21 protein-coding genes are annotated in these 23253 nt (G+C 65.6%); 8 read left to right on the forward strand and 13 right to left on the reverse strand.

What is annotated here, in order from left to right; all coding sequences use genetic code 11:
- Nucleotides 1–22: 22 nt before the first annotated feature.
- Together ACIQLD_RS04855 and manA are read right to left on the reverse strand one after the other, a co-directional pair.
- Nucleotides 23–343, reverse strand: a complete 321-nt coding sequence (locus ACIQLD_RS04855) for a WhiB family transcriptional regulator (RefSeq protein WP_402605686.1) — start codon at nucleotides 341–343, stop codon at nucleotides 23–25.
- Between the two features lie 165 nt (nucleotides 344–508).
- A complete protein-coding gene (gene manA, locus ACIQLD_RS04860) occupies nucleotides 509–1639 on the reverse strand; it encodes a mannose-6-phosphate isomerase, class I (protein WP_402605689.1) in 1131 nt (376 codons plus the stop codon).
- Nucleotides 1640–1707: 68 nt separating this feature from the next.
- Here manA and ACIQLD_RS04865 point away from each other — a divergent pair, with 68 nt between their 5' ends.
- The gene (locus ACIQLD_RS04865) at nucleotides 1708–3123 is read left to right on the forward strand and encodes an O-antigen ligase family protein (RefSeq protein WP_402605692.1); all 1416 of its coding nucleotides are present in this window, start codon (nucleotides 1708–1710) and stop codon (nucleotides 3121–3123) included.
- Nucleotides 3120–4418: an O-antigen ligase family protein gene (locus tag ACIQLD_RS04870; RefSeq protein ID WP_402605695.1), complete on the forward strand. Its 1299-nt coding sequence runs from the start codon at nucleotides 3120–3122 to the stop codon at nucleotides 4416–4418. The genes ACIQLD_RS04865 and ACIQLD_RS04870 overlap by 4 nt, the downstream gene beginning before the upstream one ends.
- A gap of 13 nt (nucleotides 4419–4431) precedes the next feature.
- Here ACIQLD_RS04870 and galE read toward each other — a convergent pair whose 3' ends face one another.
- Nucleotides 4432–5421, reverse strand: coding sequence for a UDP-glucose 4-epimerase GalE (gene galE / locus ACIQLD_RS04875; protein ID WP_402605698.1), 990 nt, complete (start codon nucleotides 5419–5421; stop codon nucleotides 4432–4434).
- Between the two features lie 175 nt (nucleotides 5422–5596).
- Here galE and ACIQLD_RS04880 point away from each other — a divergent pair, with 175 nt between their 5' ends.
- Complete coding sequence (locus ACIQLD_RS04880; RefSeq protein WP_402605701.1) at nucleotides 5597–6565, forward strand: glycosyltransferase family 2 protein; 969 nt, start codon at nucleotides 5597–5599, stop codon at nucleotides 6563–6565.
- Nucleotides 6562–7137: a hypothetical protein gene (locus ACIQLD_RS04885; RefSeq protein WP_402605704.1), complete on the forward strand. Its 576-nt coding sequence runs from the start codon at nucleotides 6562–6564 to the stop codon at nucleotides 7135–7137. Before ACIQLD_RS04880 ends, ACIQLD_RS04885 begins: the two co-directional genes overlap by 4 nt.
- A 225-nt stretch (nucleotides 7138–7362) precedes the next feature.
- On the opposite strand, the gene ACIQLD_RS04890 is transcribed toward ACIQLD_RS04885, so the two are convergent.
- The 3 genes from ACIQLD_RS04890 to ACIQLD_RS04900 all read right to left on the reverse strand — a co-directional run bounded on the left by ACIQLD_RS04890 (nucleotide 7363) and on the right by ACIQLD_RS04900 (nucleotide 10758).
- Nucleotides 7363–9093: a DUF6798 domain-containing protein gene (locus ACIQLD_RS04890; protein WP_402605707.1), complete on the reverse strand. Its 1731-nt coding sequence runs from the start codon at nucleotides 9091–9093 to the stop codon at nucleotides 7363–7365.
- A 106-nt stretch (nucleotides 9094–9199) separates the two neighbouring features.
- The gene (locus ACIQLD_RS04895) at nucleotides 9200–9940 is read right to left on the reverse strand and encodes an ABC transporter ATP-binding protein (RefSeq protein WP_402605710.1); all 741 of its coding nucleotides are present in this window, start codon (nucleotides 9938–9940) and stop codon (nucleotides 9200–9202) included.
- The gene (locus ACIQLD_RS04900; RefSeq protein ID WP_402605713.1) at nucleotides 9940–10758 is read right to left on the reverse strand and encodes an ABC transporter permease; all 819 of its coding nucleotides are present in this window, start codon (nucleotides 10756–10758) and stop codon (nucleotides 9940–9942) included. The genes ACIQLD_RS04895 and ACIQLD_RS04900 overlap by 1 nt, the downstream gene beginning before the upstream one ends.
- 237 nt (nucleotides 10759–10995) lie before the next feature.
- On the opposite strand from ACIQLD_RS04900, the gene ACIQLD_RS04905 reads away from it, so the two are divergent.
- Nucleotides 10996–12990, forward strand: a complete 1995-nt coding sequence (locus tag ACIQLD_RS04905; protein WP_402605716.1) for a glycosyltransferase — start codon at nucleotides 10996–10998, stop codon at nucleotides 12988–12990.
- A 51-nt stretch (nucleotides 12991–13041) separates the two neighbouring features.
- Here ACIQLD_RS04905 and glf read toward each other — a convergent pair whose 3' ends face one another.
- Complete coding sequence (glf, locus tag ACIQLD_RS04910) at nucleotides 13042–14190, reverse strand: UDP-galactopyranose mutase (RefSeq protein WP_402605719.1); 1149 nt, start codon at nucleotides 14188–14190, stop codon at nucleotides 13042–13044.
- A 116-nt stretch (nucleotides 14191–14306) separates the two neighbouring features.
- On the opposite strand from glf, the gene ACIQLD_RS04915 reads away from it, so the two are divergent.
- Nucleotides 14307–14738, forward strand: coding sequence for a GtrA family protein (locus ACIQLD_RS04915; protein WP_402605722.1), 432 nt, complete (start codon nucleotides 14307–14309; stop codon nucleotides 14736–14738).
- A 6-nt stretch (nucleotides 14739–14744) separates the two neighbouring features.
- The gene (locus ACIQLD_RS04920) at nucleotides 14745–15722 is read left to right on the forward strand and encodes a glycosyltransferase family 2 protein (protein ID WP_402605725.1); all 978 of its coding nucleotides are present in this window, start codon (nucleotides 14745–14747) and stop codon (nucleotides 15720–15722) included.
- Between the two features lie 82 nt (nucleotides 15723–15804).
- On the opposite strand, the gene ACIQLD_RS04925 is transcribed toward ACIQLD_RS04920, so the two are convergent.
- The 3 genes from ACIQLD_RS04925 to ACIQLD_RS04935 are packed head-to-tail and all read right to left on the reverse strand — an operon-like array spanning nucleotide 15805 to nucleotide 18539.
- Nucleotides 15805–16812 (reverse strand): Gfo/Idh/MocA family oxidoreductase, encoded by a 1008-nt coding sequence (locus tag ACIQLD_RS04925; RefSeq protein WP_402605728.1) that lies wholly within the window; start codon nucleotides 16810–16812, stop codon nucleotides 15805–15807.
- Nucleotides 16813–17907: a DegT/DnrJ/EryC1/StrS family aminotransferase gene (locus ACIQLD_RS04930; RefSeq protein ID WP_402605731.1), complete on the reverse strand. Its 1095-nt coding sequence runs from the start codon at nucleotides 17905–17907 to the stop codon at nucleotides 16813–16815. It abuts the gene before it with no gap.
- A complete protein-coding gene (locus ACIQLD_RS04935; protein WP_402605734.1) occupies nucleotides 17907–18539 on the reverse strand; it encodes a DapH/DapD/GlmU-related protein in 633 nt (210 codons plus the stop codon). Before ACIQLD_RS04935 ends, ACIQLD_RS04930 begins: the two co-directional genes overlap by 1 nt.
- A 58-nt stretch (nucleotides 18540–18597) precedes the next feature.
- Between ACIQLD_RS04935 and ACIQLD_RS04940 the strand changes: the two genes are divergently transcribed.
- Nucleotides 18598–20163 (forward strand): DUF2142 domain-containing protein, encoded by a 1566-nt coding sequence (locus ACIQLD_RS04940; RefSeq protein ID WP_402605737.1) that lies wholly within the window; start codon nucleotides 18598–18600, stop codon nucleotides 20161–20163.
- A 76-nt stretch (nucleotides 20164–20239) separates the two neighbouring features.
- Here the strand turns inward: ACIQLD_RS04940 and ACIQLD_RS04945 are convergent, their stop codons facing one another.
- Genes ACIQLD_RS04945 through ACIQLD_RS04955 form a run of 3 tightly spaced genes read right to left on the reverse strand, consistent with a single transcriptional unit; the run spans nucleotide 20240 to nucleotide 23223 of the window.
- On the reverse strand, nucleotides 20240–21106 hold the full coding sequence (locus ACIQLD_RS04945) for a glycosyltransferase family 2 protein (RefSeq protein WP_402605740.1): 867 nt from the start codon (nucleotides 21104–21106) through the stop codon (nucleotides 20240–20242).
- A complete protein-coding gene (locus ACIQLD_RS04950) occupies nucleotides 21103–22317 on the reverse strand; it encodes an ABC transporter ATP-binding protein (protein ID WP_402605743.1) in 1215 nt (404 codons plus the stop codon). The genes ACIQLD_RS04945 and ACIQLD_RS04950 overlap by 4 nt, the downstream gene beginning before the upstream one ends.
- A gap of 3 nt (nucleotides 22318–22320) precedes the next feature.
- Nucleotides 22321–23223 (reverse strand): ABC transporter permease, encoded by a 903-nt coding sequence (locus ACIQLD_RS04955; RefSeq protein ID WP_402605746.1) that lies wholly within the window; start codon nucleotides 23221–23223, stop codon nucleotides 22321–22323.
- Nucleotides 23224–23253: the final 30 nt, after the last annotated feature.

Here is a 23253-nt window from a genome sequence, read left to right on the forward strand (position 1 = left end):
CATCGTCGCGCGCGGTGCGAACTCAGCTCGCGCGGCGCTTGAGCTTCCGGCGCTCGCGCTCGGAGAGGCCACCCCAGATGCCGAATCGCTCATCGTTGTTGAGCGCGTACTCGAGGCACTCGCCGCGCACGTCGCATGAGGTGCAGATCCGCTTGGCGTCTCTGGTCGATCCGCCCTTTTCGGGGAAGAAGGCCTCGGGGTCGGTCTGCGAGCAGAGAGCGTCGCTCTGCCAGGCGAGAGCGTTGTCGTCATCGCCGTCGTCGGTGCGTCGAACCCCGGGAACACCGAGGTTGATCGGATCGACGAACCAGTTCTCCGGTACGTCTGAACGGTAACCCGTCATCTCGATCTCCAACCCTGTCTCCGCCCCCCGGCGGGCCGTGCGCATGACTAATTACACCCGTGTCATTCGCTCCGGTCAAGTCGCGGATCGTAAACCCTCAAGCGACTCTTGAAGGTTCTTGGGCCACCAGCGGCGTGTCGGAATGCGGAGATCGGGGCCGCGGGTTCAGCGCCCGGGGCCGGCGACGAAGACCTCACCCGCACCCGAGACGGTGATCGTCGCTTCGTCCGCATCAGCGAATGCAACGGTCCCGATCGCGAGATGCAGGTTCTCCCCTGCGGCCGACGAGACGGTGACATCACCCGCGGTGGCGAGCACCATGGTCGGCCCTGACACGTCGAAGGCGACAGGCCCCCCATCGACGACGACGCGTTCGAGGGCGAAGTCGGGCACCGGGACGGGATACGGCGTGACCCCTCCGTCGCTCTGCGCACGCAGCACCGGCACCTCGCCGGGAGTGGTGTCGAGGATGGCGAGGAGTTCGGGGACATCGATGCGCTTGGGCGTGAGACCGCCGCGGAGGACGTTGTCACTCGCCGCCATGATCTCGACGCCCAGCCCGGAGAGGTAGGCGTGCAGCAGACCGGCGCGCAGGAACACGCCCTCTCCGCGCTCGAGCACCACGTGGTTCATGAGAAGAGCCACCACGACGCCCGGGTCACCCGGGTACGTCTCCGCCACGCCGGCGATGGCGCGGAGCGTCGTCTCCCACTCCCCCGCGTCGCTCCGCGAGGAAGCCGCGACGATCGCGCGGATGATGCCGTCGACCTGGGTGCCCGCCTCGCCGCCGAGCAGCCAGGCGATCACGTCGCGCAGTGCGTCGCCCTCGGCGCTCAGGCGTGTGCGCAGCTGCTGGACGCCGTCGCCGCCATCGAGCAGGTCGAGCAGGGAGAGCGTGTCGGCCACGGGGCGCAGTCCGCTCAGCGATTCGAACCGTTCGCTGAGCGCCACGAGGAGTTCGGGCTTGTGGTTGTCATCCCGGTAGTTGCGCTGCGGGTCGTCGGCGTCGAGACCGCTCTCCCGCGCCCACCCGGCACGCGCCTGCTCGATCGTCGGATGCACCTGGATCGAGAGCGGGCGCCCGGCCGCGAGCAGCTTGAGGAGGTAGGGAAGCGTGCCTCCCGTGACCTGGTCGAGCGTGCCACCGCCGGCGACATCGGCGGGGTCACCGGGGTGGTCGCCGAACCAGACCTCCGCCTCCGGGAGGCCGGTCGGTGTGCGCCCTTCGAGTCCGGCGAGAAGCGAGTCCGATCCCCAGGCATAGTCGCGGGGCGTGTTCGTGAGGCTCAGCAGCATGCCACCAGCGTAGAGCCGTGCTGCGGCGTTCAGCGACGCCCGGAGCGCGGGGCGGTAGCCTGAACGCGATGGCCCAGTACACGAAGCATCCGGTGTCTGCCCCGCCCACCGCGCCGGAGCGCGAGTCGACGGGGCATCTGATGCTGCGCGGGTATGCGATCCTCGTGCTCTTCGTGACCTTCGCCCACTCCGCCGTCTACAACCTGCTCGGGCCGGAGGGCGCCGCGATCACGCTCGCCGTCTTCACCCTTGCGACGCTCGGCATCGGCGTCCCGATGCTCGCCCGCAATCGGCCGCAGCCCTTCCGCTGGCGGCGCCTGCCGTGGACCGCACTCGGTTACACGGCCCTCGCTCTCGTCTCCGTCGCCTGGTCGCAGTGGCGGGGCCCGACGCTCATCACCTGGGTCCTGCTCGCGTCCGTCACGATCAACGCCCTCTTCATCGCGCACGTGCTCACCTGGCACGAGATCGTCCGTGCGCTCTCGTCCGCGTTCAAGTGGATCCTCGGTCTCTCCCTGGCCATCGAGCTGTGGGTCTCCCTGGTGCTGCACGGCCCGTTGCTGCCGAACTTCCTGACCCTGCCGGACGGCAAGATCGACCCGCAGTGGTACTGGGTGCGCGACAACCTGTTCGATGGCGGCAGGATCCAGGGCATCGTCGGCAACGCGAACCTCCTGGCGATCATCTCGCTTTTCGCGATCATCACCTTCGGGGTGCTGTTCGCCGCACGAGCCCGGTGGCGCACGACCCTCGCCCTGTGGATGCTCCTCGCTGCGTACTTCCTGTTCCGCACGGCATCGGCCACCGCGATGGTGTGCGCAGCAGCGGTCGTCGTGGTCCTCGTCGTCGCCCTCCTGATGCGACGCGCCCGCACCCCCGGCGCCCGCACGCGCATCTACGTCGTCGCCATCGGCGGCGCCGTGATCGCGGCTTTGGGTGTCTGGCTGCTGCGAGAGCCGCTGCTCGGACTCCTCGGCCGCAGCGCCGATCTCACGGGCCGTTCGGACAAGATCTGGACCAAGGTGCTCGAACGCGCCGGCGAGCGCCCGGTCTTCGGCAACGGCTTCTCGAGCCCCTGGATCCCGACGGACCCCGCCTTCGACGAGTGGATCACCGACCACGGCATCACCGTGTTCCACGCCCACAACATGTGGCTGGACGTGCTGCTCCAGCTCGGTGTCGTCGGCGTGGTGCTCATGGCCGTCGCATACGGCACGCTGCTGTGGCGCTCCTGGTTCTTCGCCGTCGATCGTCCCCGCTGGGATCTCGACGGCGCACGGCCGTTCTCCCCGCTCACCCTGCTTCCCAGCCTGTTCACCGTGGTCCTGCTGGTGCAGGGGTTCTCCGAGTCCACCCCCATCATGCTGTGGGGCTGGATGCTGCTGGTCCTGCTGTCGTTCAAGCTCAAGTCGGTGCCGCTGGTCGGTGTCGGCGAGCGCGACCTCCTGTTCGAACGCGGTGCTCGGCAGCGGCGGGTGCCGTGACGCCGGTGCGCCCGATCGTCCGACTGCTCGGCTCGGTGGAGCTGGCTCGTGCATTCACACTGGCCGCTCTGACCGCGGTGTTCGGCTCGTACGCGATCCGGCAGATGACGTCGGCCGTCACCCTGGCGACGATCATCGCCGTGCTGTGCCTGCTCGGCGCGGCGATCCTGTGGGTGCGCAGGGACGAGCTCTCCCTCCTGCGCATCGCTCCCTCGTCCCTGCTCGCGTTCCTCGCCTGGGCGCTCGTGAGCGTCATCTGGAGCACCGACAAGTCCGACACGCTCTTCGGATGGATGTCGCTGTTCGGCTATGCGTTCCTGGCCATCACGATCGGACACATCCGCGACACGCTTCAGACCGTGCGGGCGATCGGAGACACGCTTCGTGTTCTTCTCGCCGCCTCGCTCGCCGTCGAGATCCTCTCGGGCATCCTGCTCGACCTGCCGTTCACGTTCCTCGGCATCCAGGGGAATCTCGCAGCGGGAGGCCCGGTCCAAGGGCTGTTCGGCAGTCGAAACATGCTCGGATTCGTCGCGGTCATCGCACTGATCACGTTCGTGATCGAGTGGCGGACGCAGTCGGTGAACGCCCCGCTCGCCGTGATCTCGATCGGGCTGGCGGGCTTCCTGGCGGTACTCTCCTCCTCTCCGACCGTCCTGGTGCTCGCCGGGGCCGTGGGTGTCGTCACCGTGGCGCTCACGATCGTCCGGCATGCCCCACCGGAACGACGGACGATCGTGCAGTGGATGCTCGGCGTCGTGGTCACCCTCGCTCTCGCCGCGGGCTTCGCGCTGCGTCATCAGATCATCGCCCTGCTCGACGCCGGATCCGACTTCTCGATCCGCGCCTCGCTGTGGAACACCATCCTCGACTTCGTCGCGGTGAAGCCGATCCAGGGCTGGGGATGGTTCGGTGACTGGGCACGCGGCGAGTACCCGTTCACCTACATCAACTTCCAGCTCGACGATCGCCACCAGAGCGCGCTCAATGCGTTCTTCGACGTGCTCCTGCAGCTCGGTGCCGCCGGGCTGGTGGTGTTCCTGCTCCTGGGCGGTGTCGCCCTGATCCGCTCCTGGCTCGTGGCGAGCACCCGCCGTTCGGTCGTCTACGCGTGGACTCCGATCATGCTCGTGACCCTCGCCGTCGACTCGATGTTCGAGAGCTTCACGCTCGTCGGCGCGGGGTGGTTCATGCTCGTGCTGTGCGCCCTGCGTGCCGGGCAGTCGCGGTCGTGGCGCGAGAACATCGATGCGGCGCATACGGGCGCCATCCCGACGCTGCGTCCGCAGGATTAGCCGGAGAGCGCGGTCAGCGCACCGAGGGCAGCTTCGCCGCCCAGGTGATCGCATCTCGGACCCCGTCGTCCACAGAGCGCTCCGCGCGCCAATCCAGGACCTCCGCCGCACGATCGACGATCGCGAAGGCACCCGCCTGGTCCCCCGGACGGCGATCGGTGTCGATCGTGGGAAGTGTCTCGCCGGTAACGCGCTCGAACGCCGCCACGAGTTCCCGAACCGTCACGCCCGCACCCGTACCGATGTTGATCACCTGGTAGGGATCGTCGGGTGTGGCGACGTCGTCGAACCTCTGGACCGCCGCGACGTGCGCGAGCGCGAGGTCCCAGACGTGGATGTAGTCGCGCAGCCCCGAGCCGTCTCTCGTGGGCCAGTCGGTGCCGGTGATCGAGAACGGCGCACCGGCGGCGCGGGCCTGCATGATCTTGCCCAGCGCGTGCGAGGGCAGAGGGTTCTGCAGTCCGGTACGCATCTGCGGATCGGCTCCGATCGGATTGAAGTAACGGAGGGTGATCGCCCGGAAGTCGCCGTTCGCTGCCGCGTCCTTCAGGATCTGCTCGACCATCGCCTTCGTCGTGGCATACGGGCTGGACGGCTCGAGCGGGCTGTTCTCGTCGGCACCCTGACCGCTCTCTCCCGCGTAGACCGCCGCCGAGGAGCTGAACACGATGCGCGAGACACCCGCGTCGCGGAGTCGCCGCAGGAGCACGATCGTCTTACCCACGTTGGTGTCGTAGTAGCCGAGGGGGTCGGCGACGGATTCGGGCACCACGATCCGGGCCGCGCAATGGACGACGGCGTCGATGTCGGGGTGATCCGCCAGGAGACGGGTCAGGATCTCCGGGTCGGCGATGTCGCCCTCGTAGAGCTCTCGCCCCTCGCAGAAGGCCCGAAGCCCCTTGGACAGGTCGTCGAGGAGGACCACTTCCATCCCCGCCTCGATGCACGCGGTGGCGACAGTGGATCCGATGTATCCGGCGCCGCCGGTGATCAGTACCTTCATCGCAGCCAGTCTAGCCATCGTCACTCGAGCGCCGAGGTGAGCCTCACCGCGGATACGAAGGCGACGGACGGTAGGCTACTCACTGCTCGTCATGTCCCGCACCGTCCCCGACGGTGACGCGTGGTGGCGTAGCCCTCAGCCCCCTGAACTGCCAATCGATCTTCGAGGAGAAGGTATGACCGCGGCGCCCGCTGCATTCGATCCGAAAGCGGCGACGATCGTCGTCGTCACCTTCAACAGATCGCATCTGCTCACCGGACTCCTCACCAGCATCACGGCGATGGACCCGAAACCCGGGCGCGTCGTGATCATCGACAACGCCTCCTCCGACGACACGACCGACGTGGTCGAATCCTTCCGCGGCACCATCGGCACCGAGATCGTGTACCGCCGCCTGGAGACGAACACGGGTGGCTCCGGTGGGTTCAGCGAGGGCATGCGCACCGCGTACGAGCTCGGCGCCGAGTGGATCTGGATGATGGACGACGACGTCGAGGTCGTTCCGGACGGTCTCGCGAAGATGGGCAAGTGGGCGCCTCGTTTCAAGAGCATCCAGGGCCGCCGCTACGACTACGACGGCAGCGAGTTCTACTGGCAGTACCGCATCGCGGAGCGCATGGGCATCCCGATCCCCTTCGCGCCTTCGGGCTTCGACGACTCCGGGTACAAGGAGATGAACAGCGGATGCTTCGAGGGCATGTTCATCCACCGCTCGATCGTGAAGCAGATCGGCCTGCCCGACCACCGCTTCTTCATCTACTGGGATGACCAGATGTACGGGTGGCTCGCCTCGCGCAAGACCACGGCCGTCATCGTCGACGAATTCGTGCTGCGCCGCACGCGCGAGATCAAGCAGTGGGACATGGGCATCCGCCACATGAACGCCTCGAGCAATGCCTACCGCTTCTACATCATGCGCAATCGTGCCTACATCAAGCACTACTACCGTGTGCACGACAACTACAACGCCGTGCTCTTCGGGCTCGGCACCGGGATGACCTTCGCGAAGGAGCTCATCCGCCTGTTCTTCGTCGAGCGCACCGTGCGCGGCACGAGCAATCTGTTCCGCGGGCTCAAAGAGGGCGGCAAGATCAGCCGTGACCGCTCCTGGGAGCCGATGCCCGCGCTGGAAGACGCCTCATGAGCGAGCCGACCCCCGAGCTCCGGTGGGCGCCGATCGAACCGAAGCCGAAGAGCAAGGGGCGAGTCTGGCTGATCATCGCCCTGGTGATGGTCGGGCTCGCGATCGTCGGCGCTTTGGTGTTCTTCCTCCTCCTCCGCGGCGCGGGTCCCACCCCCGGAGTCAGCGAGACACCCACCACCACGTCGGGGCCGACCCCGACGACATCTACGACGCCCGAGCCGTCGATGACACCGAGCGACACCCCACCGCCGGCGACCGATCCGACCATCGAGACCTTCCGCGCGCAGGTTGGCGGGTGGCTCGGGGACGCTGGACGGGGTCTCGACATCGTGGCGGGGTCTGGGGGGCAGGATGCCCTCTCGGTGATCGACACCCTTCAGGAAGACGCGCAGCGGCTCTCCGATGCGCAACCTCCTTCCTCGATCGCCACGCAGTGGCGCGACGGCGTCTCCGCATACGTGCAGAAGCTCGCCGAGCTCCGCACCGTGGTCACGGCCGATTCCGGCACCTCCGCGGCGATCGATGCCGCCCGGAACGCCGCGGCGAACCTCAACGCGCTCACCGGGCTCTGACCTGACCCACCCGTCCTCCATGGGCGGCTGCCCATCGGGTGTCGGTCGATGCAGGCGTATCGAGGGCGCGGCTCCACCGCGGGGGAGAGACCGGTCCGCAGAGGCAGGATCCGCAGAGCAGAAGGAGGATCGGCGGCGTCGTGCCGTCGATCCCCCTTCTGGGCTCGAACCAGGCGAAGCCCAGCTCTCACTCCGCCGGAGCGGGGCGCGCCTGCCTGTGTTCCCTCAGTCGCGCCCGTAGATGGTGGTCCCCGAGGTGCCGACCGGCTCGACCACCGGCGTCCATCCGAGTTCCACGAGATCCGCAGGAACCTCCTCCGGGACGCCCGCCGAGATGGAGATGAAGTCCGAACCGTACTTGTCGGCCGCTTCCACGAGCTGCTCCGCGGTCATGGCGTCGTACAGGAGCGGACCGACGCATTGCGTCCAACCGCCGAGGTCTTCGAGACGTTCGTTCCACTGGGTCCATGCCTCGCCGCCGTACGGTACGTCCTTGCAGTCGACGATGACGGCGCGCTGCGTCACGAGCTTCACCCATTCGGTGCGCGGCGAGGCGACGATGATCTCCCCGGTGGGAACCGCTTCACGGACGTTCTCGCCCCAGGTCCTGAGATTCGGATCCTGGATGAAGTGGAACTCAGGAGCGCGGACGGTCATGCCGCCATTGAGCGCGTTGGCGAGCACGAGGAGGATGCCGAACGACAGCGCGGCCACCGACACGATGTTCGCGTGCGTATGCCGTCCCTGTCGCCGTTGGATCATCGTCCAGGCGACGACACCGACGGCGACCAGGCCGAAGAGAACGAGGCGAACCTTGAGGTTGCCGGCCCAGCCGATGCCCAGGATCAGGGAACCGAAGCCGAAGATCCAGATGATCAGGACGGGGATCGAGGCCCGGCGCGACATTCGCCCGATGAACGGCACGAAAGCCCCCCAGAGCGCGAACGGCAACAGCACCGCCCCGAGCCGGTAGACGTTGACGCCCTGCGCGATCTCGCCGAAGAACGGGATTCGCAGAGCGTCGGCCAGAAAACCGAGGGTGTATCCGAGAGCCGCGAGCCCGACGGTCGCGAGCCACAACGGCTTCTGCTTCGGCGGCATCAGGACGAAGGTGAGCGCGCACAGGACGATGAGTCCCACCGCCGAGAGGAGATCCTGCCATCCCCACAAGTGCGCCGAGCAGTGGTACGGGATGATCTGATCGCAGATCTTGACGAAGTCCTTGAGGTTCGACGCCACCGGCCGGAGGATGAGCCCGAACGCGACGGCCGCTCCCGTCAATCCGAGCGCCCCCGCCAGCCGCCAATCGATGCGCCGCTCAGTCACGAAGTAGGCGACGAGGGCTCCGACCAGGAGAACCGCCGCAATCGACCCCTGCTGCACGTGGACGATGGCGATGAGCGGGGCGATCACCATCGCGAGAACCCGTCTTTGGGTGAGGAAGCACGCGATCAGCAGATAGATCAGGTTCGCGGAGAGCACGGCGGGGAGGGCAACCGCGATGACGGGCGATCCCGTGCCGCCGACCATCCACGAGGACATTCCGGCGAACAGGGTGACGCCGATGCCGACGCTCCACGGTGCCGACGGCGCGAATCGGAATGCGAGCATCGTCGTGGCCGTCGCGAAGGCCAGCAATCCGAAGCCCCAGTACAGGACGTAGACGAAGGAGAGAATCCCCAGGGATTCTCCCGCAAACGTGATGAAGTCGAAGAACCAATGAGGTTGCGGGGCCGCCTCCATGAACCAGTCGTTCGCAAACGCGCCGGGGTGCGCCCAGCTGATCCCCTCCGGCGACAGGACAAAGTGATCGCCCCATCCGGCCGTGTAGCCGTTGCCGATGTTGCTCCAGATCTCCAGCGTGCCGAGGATGACTGTGAGAAGTCCGATCAGTCCGTATCTGCGGAGGAAGTAGGCCTTGCGTGAACCGGATCCGCTCGTCTCCGCTGTCTCCACGATCTCACTCTGCATCGCCGCACTTGTCCAAACATTCTCGGGTGTGTTCGGCGACGTCGGGGGCACGCGCCTGCACGAGCCTATCGAATCGAAGCTGGAATCGCTGTCAGGAGGCTGGCGTGCTATCCGCGTTGTACCGCTCGAGCACTTCCGCGATGGGCGCATCGAGCACGAGACCGCCTCGATCGAGGTAGAGACCGCGGGTGCAGAAGCGGCGAAGATCTCGCTCGTTGTGACTGACGAAGAAGAGGGTCCGCCCATCGGCCAGGAGCTCGTCGATCCTCTTGTAGCATTTCTCCCGGAACGCCTTGTCGCCGACGGCGAGAACCTCATCAACGAGGAGGATGGGCTCGTCGAGCTGTGAGACGACGGAGAACGCCAGCCGCACCTTCATGCCGTTCGAGAGGTGCTTGTACGGAGTCTCCTCGAATCCCGCGAGTTCCGCGAAGGCGATGATGCCGTCGTAGCGCCGCGATACCTCGGCGCGAGACATCCCGTGCAGGCCCGCCGTGAGGCGCACGTTCTCGCGCACCGTGAGGTCTCCGACGAAACCGCCGGTGATCTCGATGAGCGGCGCGACGCCCCCGTGCACACGCACGGATCCCTCATCCGGCAACATGACACCGGCGACGAGTCGGAGCAGGGTCGACTTCCCCTGCCCGTTCCGCCCGACGACTCCGATCGATTCGCCCTTCGTCACCGTGAACGAAACGCCGCGCAATGCCCAGAACTCCCCCGGCAGAGACCTCCTGGAGGCTCCGGCGAACATGTCCTTGACACTCCGACGTCCACGCCTGCTCCGCCGGAAGCGCACTCCCAGATTCTCGACTTCGATCGCAGCGGTCATCACAGCTCCTTCAGCACCGGGCGCTCGAGCGTGCGGAAGACCCACGTTCCCAGAGCGAGGATGAACACGCTCATCAACACGCTCACGATGAGGGCCAGCGGATTCCACTGGTCAGGGAAGAACGGCATCCGATACAGCATGAAGATCCCCGCCAGCGGATTGAAGGTTCCGAGCGTCTGCGCGATGCCGGGGAGGTCTGTGACGTTGTAGATGATCGGCGTCGCATAGAACATCGCACGCAGCACCAGAGCGGTCGTGCGCTCCAGGTCCGTGTAGAGAACGCACAGCGGGGCGATGAGAAGCCCGATCCCCACCAGCAGGATCGTCTGCAGGAGGATCGCGAGGGGCATCCAGAGCACGCCCCATCCGATCTGCACCACCTGCCCCTGGTCCTTCTCTACCAGCAGGTTCACGACGATGAAGAGAACCAGGACCGGGATGGAGAACAGGTACTCCATCCCCTTGCTGAGCACGATCCGATTCACCCAGATGGACCGAGGGATCGCAGTCGACCGCACCAGCCGGGCGTCCTTCTTGAACGCACGGGTGAAATCAGACACCGAGGCATTGAACCAGACCCACGGGAGCAGGGCGCTGATGAGGAAGATGATGTACGGCTCCTCGCCGACATCGCGGTTGAAGACCTGTGTGAAGACGAACCAATAGATCGCACTCATCACCAGGGGGTCGAGCACCGACCAGAGGTAGCCGAGGAAACTCGTGGAGTAGCGAACCTTGAGGTCACGGGCGGACAGCAACCACAGCGAATGCAGGTACCTCCGGGGCGACCCCGGGGCCCCGGTCACGGCCCTGCTCATCCTGCCCCTGTCCCTCAAATCGAAGAGCACCGCTGTCGATGCCCGAACTCGTCGAAAGTCCGTGAGCGCTCGATGCGCCACGGCATGCTCGAAGCCAGGCTACCGTTCATCCCTCCGAACATCGTGCACGGACCCTGCAGACACGAATCGTGCGAGTCGCTGACGGCACGGGTGGAGCGAGTATGCCGAGCGGAGACCTCCCGTAAGCTGGAACAAAACGTCTATCGGATGGACCCAATGACTCGCAGCACCGCGGCCGCAGACAGCGCCGGGCCCTCAGCCGACTACTTCTGGCCGAGGTCGACGACCTTCTTCCTCCTTCTCGTCGGCGTCGTGCTGGCAGTGTTCTCGTTCGTCGTCGTCCTGAATGTACCTCCTCTCCCGTGGCCGCTTGCCGAAGACGTGCGTCTGCGCGAAGCACTCGAGGTGTTCAACGAGACCGGGTCCCTCTCCGCATGGACCGTGACGTCCCACACGACCGGTGTCGGAAGCGTGCTCCTCGCCGTGCTGTTCGGCGGCGCTTCCGCGGAGTCCCCGTACACGGCACTCGGCATCGCGCAAGCGCTAGCGATCGCGATTCCGCTGTTCTGGCTTCCTATCTGCGTCGCCCGCATCTTCCGACGCGCTCGCGCCGGCTACGCGCTGGTTCTGCTGCCGCCGCTGGTCTGGCTGCTCAACTCCGGCACGATCCTCGTCGGTACCGAGTACGGCCTGTCCGACGAGACGAGCCCGCTGCGGGTCCCCGCACTTTTCGGCCTCCCGGCATCTCTCACCTTCCTCGCCCTGTCGATGCTGGTCCTCCTCAGCACGATCCCGATGCGGTTGTCGCATCGTGTCGTCGCCACGGTCTGTGTCGGCCTCTACGCCGGCTTCCTCGCCCTCTTCGATTGGTACGCCGCGGTCGCCGTCGCGATCGCCGTGTCCGCGCTCTGGTGGAGGCGTGCGCCTCTGCGCACGAGAGGCGCACGTGCAGTCGGCGGCGCACTCGCCGCTCTCCTCATCGGAGCAGGGGTGTATCTCTCCGTCTCGGGCATCATCTGGGGCTTCGGCTCTTCGACATTCACCTCGGCGTTCCCGCTGGGAGTTAGCGGTACCGTCGAACCGTTCGATGAGTACTTCCGACGCGGCCTGTTCGTCATCAAGCACTTCGGTGCCATGATCAGCTTCATCGCCATCGGGTTCGTCCTGGCGCTCACGCGCCGCGCCCCGCAGCGGCGTGCTCTCGCGGGAGCGTCCTGGATCCTGCTCCCCTCTCTCATCCTCGGCTTCATCGCCGCTGTCGAGAACGACCCGACTCTCTACGGCTACTCGCAGCTGACGGCGACGCTCGGAGTGCTCACCGCCGTGGCGCTCGGCGCGATCGTGTGGTCCATCACCTCGATGCCCTCTCATGTGCGCTCGCTGGAGCGGAACCGTCTCAGCGGACGCCGTCGCAATGACGGTGTCGCGGTTTCGCCGCTGATGCCGCCATCCGGTATCAGCGTCGTCGTCCCGACGAGGAACGGAGCGGACGTCCTCGAGGAGACGATGACGGCGCTGGGCGGCAGACTCACCACGGACGACGAGGTCATCGTCGTCGAGAACGGCTCGACCGATGGAACCACCGCTCTCCTGACGCGCATCCAGGAAGAGTGGCCCTATCCCTCGACGATGATCATCACTCACTCCGCCCCCGGGCTGGGCGAGGCACTGCGGAAGGGTGTCGAGGTCAGCATCGGCTCTCGCCTGCTCCTGACCGCAGACGATCTGCCCTTCGGCTTCACAGACCTCGTCGAGTTCGAGAAGCTCCCCGCCGACGCGGCTGTGGCGATCGGATCGAAGGCGCATCCCGCCTCGCGCGTGACGAGGAGTCGACTGCGCACCATCCAGTCGCGCATCTTCCGATTCCTTCGCGCGGCGCTCCTGCAGTCCCGGGTCGGGGACAGCCAGGGAACGCTGTGGGTGGACGGGATCTGGGGGCGCGAGTTCGCCCATCTCTCGCGTGAAAGCGGCCTCATGTGGACGACCGAGCTCGTCCTGGCAGCCGAGCAGCAGGGCATCGTCGTGCACGAGGTCCCCGTCGAGCTCAGCAACCGGCACGAGACCGGCACGAGCCGCTTCCGCGTCTCCGACGCCTGGCAGTCCTTCGTCGGCTTCACGCGGCTGGCGGTCTACAAGGACGACTACTGCAACGAGGACTGGGTCCCGTCGACACGTCCGGACCGCGACGACGAAGAAGTCCTCACGCCCTGAGGACTGCGCAGGCTGGGGATCTCCTCAGCCTGCGCGTTCGAATGGCGCAACTCAGCGCACGTCACCGCTCAGGGTGTTGTTCCACATCGACAGCGCTGATCCGATGGCCATGTGCATGTCGAGATACTGGTAAGTGCCGAGGCGTCCGCCGAAATGGACGTCTGCCTCCCCCTTGGCGAGTTCGCGGTACGCGAGCAGTCCCTGACGGTCGCTCGCCGTGTTCACCGGGTAGTACGGCTCATCGTCGCGATCGGCGAAACGGGAGAACTCCCGCATGATGACCGTCCTCTCCGAGTCGTAGACGTCCTTGCGCTCCGGGTGGAAGTGCTTGAACTCGTGGATGCGGGTATACGGCACGTCCATGTCCGGATAGTTCATGACGCTCGTTCCCTGGAAGTCGCGGACGTTCAGGATCTCCTGCTCGAAATCGAGCGTGCGCCAGCTCAACGCACCCTCCGCATAGCCGAAGTAGCGATCGACCGGACCGGTGTACACCACGGGGACCTGGCCGACGGTCGCCCTCTTGCTGAAGGGCTGCGATGCGTCGAAGTAGTCGACACCGAGCTTCACCTCGATGTTGGGGTGATCCGCCATGCGCTCGAGCCAAGCGGTGTAGCCGTCGACGGGCAGGCCCTCCCATGTGTCGTTGAAGTAGCGGTTGTCGTAGGTGTACCGCACGGGAAGCCGACTGATGATGTCACCGGAGAGCTTCTGCGGATCGGTCTGCCACTGCTTCGCGGTGTAGTCCCGGAAGAAGGCTTCGAACAACGGCCGGCCGACCAGAGCGATGCCCTTCTCCTCGAAGTTCGATGCCGTCTTGACGTCGAACTCACCCGCCTGCGCGCGCACCAGCGCCCGGGCCTGGTCGGGAGTGTAGGCCGATTGGAAGAACTGATTGATCGTCCCCAGGTTCACCGGCATCGGGAAGACGATGCCCTTGTGCGTCGTATACACGCGATGCACATAACCCGTGAAGGCGGTGAAGCGATTGACGTACTCCCAGACGGTCGGATTCGACGTGTGGAAGAGATGTGCGCCGTAGCGATGCACTTCGATCCCGGTTTCGGGCTCCGCCTCGCTGTACGCGTTACCACCGATGTGATGACGACGATCGATGACAGTGACCTTGCGGCCGGCGCTCGCAGCGCGCTCCGCGATGGTGAGGCCGAAGAAGCCTGAGCCGACGACGAGGAGGTCCATGGAGCGCACTTTCTTTCCGGGACCGCTACTGCTTGCGCGGCCCGCTCCATCCTAGGCGACGGGACCCGAGCCGCTCCTGAGAGGCTTGTGGAGCTTTCCCTGGCATGATTGAGATTGTGTCCACCACCTCTACGACTCCGTCGCGCTCACTGATCGGGCGTCTATGGGCACTCGGCCCAGTCCGGTACCTGACGATGGGCGGCTTGGCGTTCCTCTTCGACGCCGGCCTCCTCTGGCTCCTCCACGACGCGATCGGCATCGACCTCGCGATCAGTACGGCCGCGGCGTTCCTTCTGAGTTTCGCCGTCACGTACACCCTGCAGCGCAAGTTCGCATTCGCATCGGAGAACGCGGTGGCCCCCAGCGTCCTGCGCTACACGCTTCTCGTGATCTTCAACACCATCGCGACCACCGCGATCGTCTGGCTCTTCAGCGTCATCGGCCTGCCCTGGATCGTCGGCAAAGTCGCCGCCGTCGTGGCGACGACGGTCTGGAACTACTTCGTCTATCGTTACTGGGTCTTCGCCCCGAGGAAGAGCAAGGGTTAATCACAGATGTACAAAGGCGCCACGGTAGCCGCAGTCGTCCCCGCCTACAAAGAAGAGCTGATGATCGCGCAGGTGATCACGACGATGCCCGACTACGTCGACCACATCGTGATCGTCGACGACTGCAGTCCCGACGATACGAGCGGTGCTGCTGCTGCTGTCGCAGACAGCCGCGTCACGCTGATCCGGCATGAGGAGAACCAGGGAGTCGGCGGCGCGATCCTCACCGGACATCAAGCGGCCCTGGAGCTCGGCAGCGACGTCAACGTGATCATGGCGGGTGACGCGCAGATGGACCCTCAGTATCTTCCTCCGCTCCTCGACAAGGTGACGGACGAGGGCTACGGATTCGCCAAGGCCAACCGGTTCTACTCCCCCGAGTCGTTCGACGGGATGCCGCGCTACCGGATCTTCGGCAACATCCTGCTGTCTTTCATGACCAAGCTCGCCTCGGGCTACTGGAACCTCTTCGACCCTCAGAACGGTTACACGGCCATCCGGTCCGAGGTTCTCAATCGGCTCCCGTTGAACCGGATCGCGAAGCGCTACAGCTTCGAGAACGACCTGTTGATCCACCTGAACATCCTCCAGGTTCCCGCAGTCGACGTCCCCGTCCCCGCGATTTACGGCGACGAGGTCTCGAGCATCAAACTGCGCAAGGTGATCCCCGAGCTGATGAACCGGCTCACCGTCGGCTTCTGGACCCGCGTGTGGTACCGCTACGTGCTCTGGTCGTTCTCGCCCATCGCATTGCTGCTCTTCCTCGGACTCGTGCTGTTCGTCTTCGGCCTCGGCATCAGCATCTGGCTTCTGTTCCTCATCGTCGGCTCGACGATCGCCACCGCCGGTACCGTCATGCTCGCAGCTCTCCCCCTCATGCTCGGGACACAGATGCTCATCAGCGCTTTGCAGCTGGACATCCAAGCGAGCCCCTCCACGCCCACATATCCCCCGTTCCGGCGGGGCGAGCCGGATTCTCGATGACGGCAACGGCTCACGCGTGACGACGAGAGAGGGGCGCGGATTCGCTCGGAATCCGCGCCCCTCTCTCGTCGTTGTCCGTGCCTCAGCGGCGCGCAGCCTCGCCCAGGGGCACGACAGCGCCGGAATTGCCGGCAGACGCAAGTGCGGCTTCCACGACCTCCAGGGTGTGCACCGCCTCCGACATCGTCGACAGCTCGGTGGCCTCACCCCGGATCGCGTCGCGGAAGGCCTCGAGTTCCGCCTTGAGCGGTTCCTTCTTGGCGAACGCATATCGCGTCACGTCGCCTTCTGAGACTCCTCGGAACGATGACACCGACTCCCACTCGAGGGCAGCGGTGCCGTTCGCGAAGAAGGTGAGGTCGCCGGTGGCGGTGTCGGCGATGAAGGTACCGCGCTCGCCCGTCACCACCGTGACCCGTTCCTTCATCGGGCTGAGCCAGTTGATGAGGTGGTTGACGACCATGCCGTTGCCGAGGCGACCGGTGATGGCGATCATGTCCTCGTGCGAGCGACCGCTCTTGAAAGCGGTCTGCGCGGAAACCGACTCGTAGGTCGAGCGTGCGACCCACGCCGTGAGGTCGACATCGTGGGTGCCCAGGTCTTTCGCGACACCGACATCGCCGATGCGACCGGGGAAGGTGCTCTGGCGGCGCGTGGCGATCTGGTAGAGGTCGCCGAGATCGCCGGCATCAAGGCGCATGCGAAGCTGCTGCAGAGCGGGGTTGAATCGCTCGACGTGACCGACAGCGCCGACGAGGCCCTGGGCTTCGAATGTCTCGCTGATCCGACGCCCGACGATGCTGTCGTCCGCGATCGGCTTCTCGACGAGCGTATGCACACCGGCTTCGGCCAGCTCAAAGGCTGCTTCCGCATGGAAACGCGTGGGAATCGCGACGACAGCCATGTCGATCCCGGCTTCGATAAGCTCACTCACCTGCGAGAAGACCGGAAGCCCTGTCGCGACGCGGTGCGGATCGCCGCCGGGGTCTGCGACCGCGACGAGCTCCACTCCCTCGATGTCTCGGAGAAGGCGACCGTGATGGCGCCCCATCATTCCGACGCCGACAAGTCCCGCACGCAGAGCCGTCATTCAGGCACCTGCCCGAGCGAGAGCATTCACGGCCTCGACGATGCGGTCGAGGTCTCCAGCGGCCAGCGATGGGTGGACCGGGAGGGACAGAGCCTCTCGCGCGGCCTTCTCGGTCTCCGGGAGTTCGAGATCAGGTGCGAAACCCACGAGCGAGGGAAGTCGGTGGTTCGGAATCGGGTAGTACACGCCGCTGCCGATCTGGTACTCCTCTCGGAGCGCCTGAGCCAGCCGATCTCGATCTTCGAGAACACGGATCGTGTACTGGTGGTAGACGTGCGTGGCGCCCTCGGCGACCGGAGGAATCACGACTCCGTCGAGATTCTGGTCGAGGAACGCTGCGTTCTGCTGGCGCGCGCGGGTCCATGCGTCGACCTTGGTGAGCTGCACCCGACCGATTGCCGCGTGAATGTCCGTCATCCGCGCGTTGTAGCCGATGACCTCGTTCTCGTACTGCTTCTCCATACCCTGGTTGCGAAGCAGCCGAACGGCACGGGCCGTTGCGTCATCAGCGGTGGAGACCATTCCGCCCTCGCCGCTCGTCATGTTCTTCGTCGGGTACAACGAGAACATCGCGAACTGTCCGAACGTGCCCACCGGGCGACCGTCGAGTGCCGCGCCGTGAGCCTGTGCCGCGTCCTCGTAGAGTGCCACTCCATGTGCCGCGGCAATGTCGGAGAGCTCCCGCATCCGCGCCGGGTGACCGTAGAGGTGCACGGGGAGGATGCCCTTGGTCTTCGGGGTGATGGCCGCCGCGACCGCAGCGGGGTCGAGCGAGAACGTGTCGGGTTCGATGTCGACGAACACCGGGGTGGCGCCCGTGAGCGCGACGGAGTTGCCGGTGGCGGCGAAGGTGAACGACGGGACGATGACTTCGTCGCCCGGGCCGACTCCTGCGGCCAGGAGGCCGAGGTGAAGACCAGAGGTGCCGGAGTTCACGGCGACGACGGGGCGCCCCTGGACGAAATGGTCAGAGAACTCCGACTCGAATGCCGCGACCTCTGGCCCTTGGGCCACCATGCCGCTGCGCATGACACGGTCCACAGCCGCGCGCTCTTCGTCTCCGATCAACGGCTTCGCCGCGGGGATGAACTCCATCACATACTCTCCTCAGTCAGATTTCCGTCGGCTTCGATGTACCGCTCACCGGTCTCCGGGCATTTCCACACTCCATCGCCGACGTCCTCGAGACGGAAGCCGGCTTTGCTCACCCACCCGATCCGCTTGGCCGGCACGCCGGCCACGAGAGCGAAGTCGGGCACGTTCTTCACGACGACCGCTCCGGCGGCCACAGTCGCCCACCGGCCGACCGTCACCGGCGCGACGCACGTGGCACGCGCACCGATCGCTGCTCCGCGCTTGATGGTCACTCCGACAGGCTCCCAGTCGTGAGCGCTCTTGAGCGATCCGTCCGGATTGATGGCCCGCGGGTAGGTGTCGTTGGTGAGCACGACGGCGGGACCGATGAAGACACCGTCCTCCAAGACCGCTGGCTCGTAGACCAGGGCATAGTTCTGGACCTTGCAGTTGTCGCCCAGAACGACACCGGTGCCGATATAGGCACCGCGTCCCACGATGCACCCTGCACCGATCCTCGCGTCCTCCCGGACCTGGGCGAGATGCCAGACCGAGGAACCGGGGCCGATGACTGCGTCATCCGACACATCGGCGGAAGGGACGATGCGGACGTTCTCGCGCAGCACTGGCACGTGCGGGTCAGGAGCACTCACAACGAAAGAGTCTACCCTGCAGGCACTCCGAGCAAGCTGCGCGGCGCACCAAGGTACGATGCCAACCGTGCATCTATCCCTCGAACGCCGCCGTCGGTCCTGGCTTATCGCGGTCCCTATACTCCTCTTCGTCGCCCTCGCGGCGTGGGCATTCGCCTCGCCCGCCGGATCAACGCCGGATGACGATTTCCACCTTCCGTCGATCTGGTGCGGGCTCGGTGAGCGTGCAGGGGTCTGCGAGCCCAGCGGCGATGCGGACACTCGCATCGTGCCCGAAGCCATCACGGACGCCACCTGCTACGCATTCGCGTCCGACAAGAGCGCCGGGTGCTGGGACGCCGAGGCGACCGGTCAGGACACGGCCAAGCGTCTGAACACGGCGCCGCTGTACCCCCCGCTGTTCTACGGGACGATGTCGATCTTCGCGAGTCCCGACGTTCAGACCTCCGTGATCGTCATGCGCCTGTTCAACGCCGCGCTGTACGTCGGCTTGCTGACATGCGTGTTCGTCGCCCTCCCTCGTCGCCTTCGTCCTGCGCTTGTGGTGTCGGCCCTGGGGACCATGGTGCCGCTGGGGCTGTTCATCATCCCGTCGACCAACCCGTCCTCGTGGGCGCTGCTCTCGGCGACGATGGTCTGGATCTGCATGTACGGTGCGACCCAGACCACGGGCAGACGCCAGATAGTGCTCGGCACACTCGCTGCCGTCGGCGGGATCATCGGTGCCGGCGCGCGCGCCGATGCCGCGATCTTCGCCGCCTTCGCGATCTTCCTGGCCGCGCTCATGGGCCTGAGACGCGACCGGCCGATCCTCGTCCCCGCAATCGCTGCGGGTGTCATCCTCGTCGCAGGGGCAGGTTTCTATCTCGGGGCGAAGCAGGGCGGAGCCCTGGTGAACGGACTGCCCACCGCCAACGCTCCGCTCACCACCGACGAACACCTCAGCAACCTCCTGAACATCCCCGGTCTGTGGACCGGTGCGCTCGGCGGCTGGCATCTCGGGTGGCTCGACACCGTGATGCCGACGATGGTCCCGGTGCTCTCCTCCGCGGTGTTCTTCGCGGCATTCGGGATCGGCATCCACCGTCTCACCCGCCGGCACGCGCTGGCCGTCGCCCTCACCGTCACCGCGCTCTGGGCCGTCCCGTTCGTGCTGCTCGCGCAGTCGAGAGCGATCGTCGGATCCGAGGTGCAGCCGCGGTACATCCTGCCCCTCATGGTGATCGCGCTGGGTGTCGCCACGATGACGACGAAGGGACGCCGCACCTGGGCGGGCTCCCGCGTGGCGTTCGCGGGTGCAGCGCTCACTGCAGCCGCGTTGGTCGCACTCCACACCAACGTGAACCGCTACACCAAGGGCCTCGACGACATCTCGCTCGACCCTGGGGCACGCGCGGAGTGGTGGTGGTCCGTCGCACCGAGCCCGGCCGCCATCGTGATCATCGGCGGCCTCGCGTTCGCCGCCGTGTTCGTCGCGCTGGGAATCTTCCTGCACAGGCCTCGCATCGAGAAGACGGTGGTCCTCTCGTCCGATGACATCACCCCCGCCCTCGGCACCGCAGCGGAGGTCCCGACGGAGCATTCGAGCGATGCCGTGTCGACGGCGCGCGCGGCACGCGACTGAGCCCTAAAAGACCGGAGCGCCGGGATCCTTGGGGATCCCGGCGCTCCGGTCTTCTGCGTCGTGGCCCGAAGTCAGGTCATTGCACGATGGTGCGCACCTCGCGGAACCGCACACCATCGGCGAATCCGCGCAGGCCTGCACGAATCTTGCGCGGTCTGTCGCGTTCGCAGAGCAGCACCTTGATCCACGCTTTCGACGCGTAGGCCGCGTCCTCCCAGAACCAGCGCCCGAAGCCGTATCGGCGGACCATGATCACGCGATTGCGTGTCATGTAGTACTGCCTCATCGGAGAGTAGTTCGACAGGTAGATACGACGCCCGAGGAAGGTCGCCGGCGTCGACGCGCCGAATCGATGATCGAGCACGGTATCGAAGACCTTGACCACTGCGAGACCCTCCCTCCGCGCGCGGAGAGAGATGTCATGGTCCACGTAGTCGATGAAGAGCCGTTCATCGTGGAGGCCTATCTTCTCCAAGGCTGCCCGTGAGAACAGCGCACCGGAGGAGATGAGCGTCTGGAGCTCGCCCAGACCTTCGCGGTGGTCCGCGTCGTACAGGAAGCCGGTCTCCTCGGCACGCAAAGCGGGACCCGCCATGGCAACCGGCTCCGGCCAGTCCGAGAAGGCCGCCCTGAGCTGGTCGAGCATCCCTTCGGCCACCGTGCTGTCCTGGTCGAAGATCCACACGTAGTCGAAACCGTCGGCAATCGCCTCGCGCATACCCGCGTTGAAGCCCGCAGCAACTCCGATGTTCTTCTCCTGGTCCAGAACGACGGTGCCGTTGTCCTGCGAGAGCTCGTCGAGAACCGTGCTCGTGCCCGCGTCACCCGGAGAGTTGTTCACCACGTAGACGCGATCGACCTGCTCACGCAGGCGTGCGATGTTCGACAGGATGCTCTCGTCAGGAAGGTAGGCGAGGACGACGCCGGCGGTATCCCCCGTCATACCTTCTCCGCGTCGCCGCTGACCGTGATCTCGGCAGACACCGTGCCCATGGTCGTGTTATCCGTACGGACCCGGAGAACCGCGCCTCGCATCAGACCATGGCTGCTGGGCTCACTCACGCCGGCAGCATTCGCGTTCACGAAGTAGTCGCCCGGCCCGAAGCGGGCCTCCGCAATCCTCAGATCCACGTGCGTGCCGCCAGTGATCGGGGCGAGGCGGACGCCCAGGATCTCGGTGTTCGACGCCATGACCATCTGTCCGAGCGGAGTGTCCATGCTGAATCCGATCTCCCATCGCTCGATCGGGCGCAACGAATCGACGTGCACACGGACGATGAATGCCGACCCGCTGTTGATCTCCTTCGCCTGCTCGCCCTGGTCATCGAGGAGCTCGATGCCCTTGACCTGAATGGGATGGATCGTCTCCTCAGGCGGAGCCTCACCGACCTCACGGTCTGCAAGGACATCCCGGAGGCCGTCGACGGCGCCGTTGATGTCGCCGTCGAAGACGAGCTTGCCATGGTGGAGAAGGATTCCGCGGTCGCAGAGCTCTTGAACCTGCTGAGCGGAGTGACTGACGAGGATGATCGTGCGTCCCTCGTTACGGAACTGGTGGATGCGGTCCATACACTTGCGCTGGAAGGCCTCATCTCCGACCGCCAACACCTCATCGACGAGAAGGACATCGGGATCGGTGTGCACAGCAACGGCGAATGCGAGCCGCACGTACATGCCGGATGAGTAGAACTTCACCGCAGTGTCGATGAACTCGCCGATCCCGCTGAACTCGAGGATCTCGTCGAATCGCGCGTCGATCTGCTCGCGACTGAGGCCGAGGATCGCCGCGTTGAGATACACGTTCTCGCGTCCAGAGAGATCAGGGTGGAATCCCGCTCCGAGTTCGAGCAGAGCCGCGACTCGTCCCCGGCTCTGCACGGTGCCCGTCGATGGCGCCACGATTCCGCCGATCAACTTCAGGAGCGTGCTCTTACCCGAGCCGTTCTGTCCCAGCAGACCGACCGTCGTCCCGGCCTTGATGTTGAGGGAGAGCTCGTCGACGGCCACGAACTCCTCACGGAAGGCCTTGCCGAGGCGTCCGAAATGGACGATGCGGTCCTTGAGGCTGTTGTCCTTGCGGACGGTGAAGTGCTTGCTGACTCCGTTCAGGCGGATGATGTCAGGGCGTGATTCGATATCAGCGTTGTCGATCATCACTCACAGCTCCTGTGCGAAGTTGCCCTGCATCCGCACGAATGCCCGATGCGCGAACCAGAGGAAGACGAAGCCGATCACACTCATGATGAGCATTCGGAGGCCGAGATTCGGTGGATAGTCGGCTTCGGTGCCCGACCCCCAGAACGCCCGATGGAATCCCATCACGCCGATGGTCAGCGGATTGGCGAGATACACCTCCAGGAGCCAGTCCGGAAGGGAATAGGTCTTCACCACCTCCTTGACCATGTTCCAGGAGTAGACGATCGGCGAAGCCCACATGGCGAGCATCATGACGACCTCGGTGAGGTATTGGATGTCTCGCAGGTAGACGTTCAACGCCGCCAACAGCAGACCTGTGGCAACGCCCCAGAGCAGCACCATGCCCAGCGACGGGAAGAACCACAGCATGTGGATCGGCGCAGGGAGAGCGTTCAGCAGGACTGCGGCGACCAGTAGGACGCCGAGCTGGACCAGGAACATGAACGACGCCGCGCCGATACTGCCCAGCGGGAAGATCTCGCGCGGCAGGTAGATCTTCTTCACGAGTCCGGCGTTGCCGATGATCGATCCGGTGGCGCCGAAGATCACATCCGCGAAGAACGTATACAGGGTGAATCCTGCGAAGAGGTAGATCGCGAAGTTGTCGATGCCCTTCGCCGCACCGAGGATCTGCCCGAGCACGAAGTAGTACACGAGGAACTGCACCAGTGGGCGGATCACGGTCCACAGGAAGCCGAGGAAGCTGTCGCGGTACCGCGCTTGCAGATCACGCCGGATCAGCAGCATGAGAAGCTCACGACGATGAAAGAGCTCGCCGAGCTTTCCCCAGCGACCGCCGGTACGCATGCCACGCGCATCGATCGTGGTGAATGGCTCGGCAGCGAGCCGAGTGAATCTATCCACTTGGGTAGTCCTTTACGGGTGTTCGGGTCG

Origin of the sequence: Microbacterium sp. NPDC091662, assembly GCF_044756705.1 — a bacterium.
Taxonomy (GTDB): domain Bacteria; phylum Actinomycetota; class Actinomycetes; order Actinomycetales; family Microbacteriaceae; genus Microbacterium.

Excerpts from the sequence above, each read along its gene's own strand:
- ACIQLD_RS04895 (WP_402605710.1), bottom strand. The coding sequence starts at position 9,940 with ATGACCGCTGCGATCGAAGTCGAGAATCTGGGAGTGCGCTTCCGGCGG.
- ACIQLD_RS04905 (WP_402605716.1), top strand. The coding sequence starts at position 10,996 with ATGACTCGCAGCACCGCGGCCGCAGACAGCGCCGGGCCCTCAGCCGAC.
- ACIQLD_RS04855 (WP_402605686.1), bottom strand. The coding sequence starts at position 343 with ATGACGGGTTACCGTTCAGACGTACCGGAGAACTGGTTCGTCGATCCG.
- ACIQLD_RS04940 (WP_402605737.1), top strand. The coding sequence starts at position 18,598 with ATGCCAACCGTGCATCTATCCCTCGAACGCCGCCGTCGGTCCTGGCTT.
- ACIQLD_RS04880 (WP_402605701.1), top strand. The coding sequence starts at position 5,597 with ATGACCGCGGCGCCCGCTGCATTCGATCCGAAAGCGGCGACGATCGTC.
- galE (WP_402605698.1), bottom strand. The coding sequence starts at position 5,421 with ATGAAGGTACTGATCACCGGCGGCGCCGGATACATCGGATCCACTGTC.
- ACIQLD_RS04865 (WP_402605692.1), top strand. The coding sequence starts at position 1,708 with ATGGCCCAGTACACGAAGCATCCGGTGTCTGCCCCGCCCACCGCGCCG.
- ACIQLD_RS04900 (WP_402605713.1), bottom strand. The coding sequence starts at position 10,758 with ATGAGCAGGGCCGTGACCGGGGCCCCGGGGTCGCCCCGGAGGTACCTG.
- ACIQLD_RS04930 (WP_402605731.1), bottom strand. The coding sequence starts at position 17,907 with ATGGAGTTCATCCCCGCGGCGAAGCCGTTGATCGGAGACGAAGAGCGC.
- ACIQLD_RS04885 (WP_402605704.1), top strand. The coding sequence starts at position 6,562 with ATGAGCGAGCCGACCCCCGAGCTCCGGTGGGCGCCGATCGAACCGAAG.
- ACIQLD_RS04945 (WP_402605740.1), bottom strand. The coding sequence starts at position 21,106 with ATGACGGGGGATACCGCCGGCGTCGTCCTCGCCTACCTTCCTGACGAG.
- ACIQLD_RS04920 (WP_402605725.1), top strand. The coding sequence starts at position 14,745 with ATGTACAAAGGCGCCACGGTAGCCGCAGTCGTCCCCGCCTACAAAGAA.
- manA (WP_402605689.1), bottom strand. The coding sequence starts at position 1,639 with ATGCTGCTGAGCCTCACGAACACGCCCCGCGACTATGCCTGGGGATCG.
- ACIQLD_RS04925 (WP_402605728.1), bottom strand. The coding sequence starts at position 16,812 with ATGACGGCTCTGCGTGCGGGACTTGTCGGCGTCGGAATGATGGGGCGC.
- ACIQLD_RS04950 (WP_402605743.1), bottom strand. The coding sequence starts at position 22,317 with ATGATCGACAACGCTGATATCGAATCACGCCCTGACATCATCCGCCTG.
- glf (WP_402605719.1), bottom strand. The coding sequence starts at position 14,190 with ATGGACCTCCTCGTCGTCGGCTCAGGCTTCTTCGGCCTCACCATCGCG.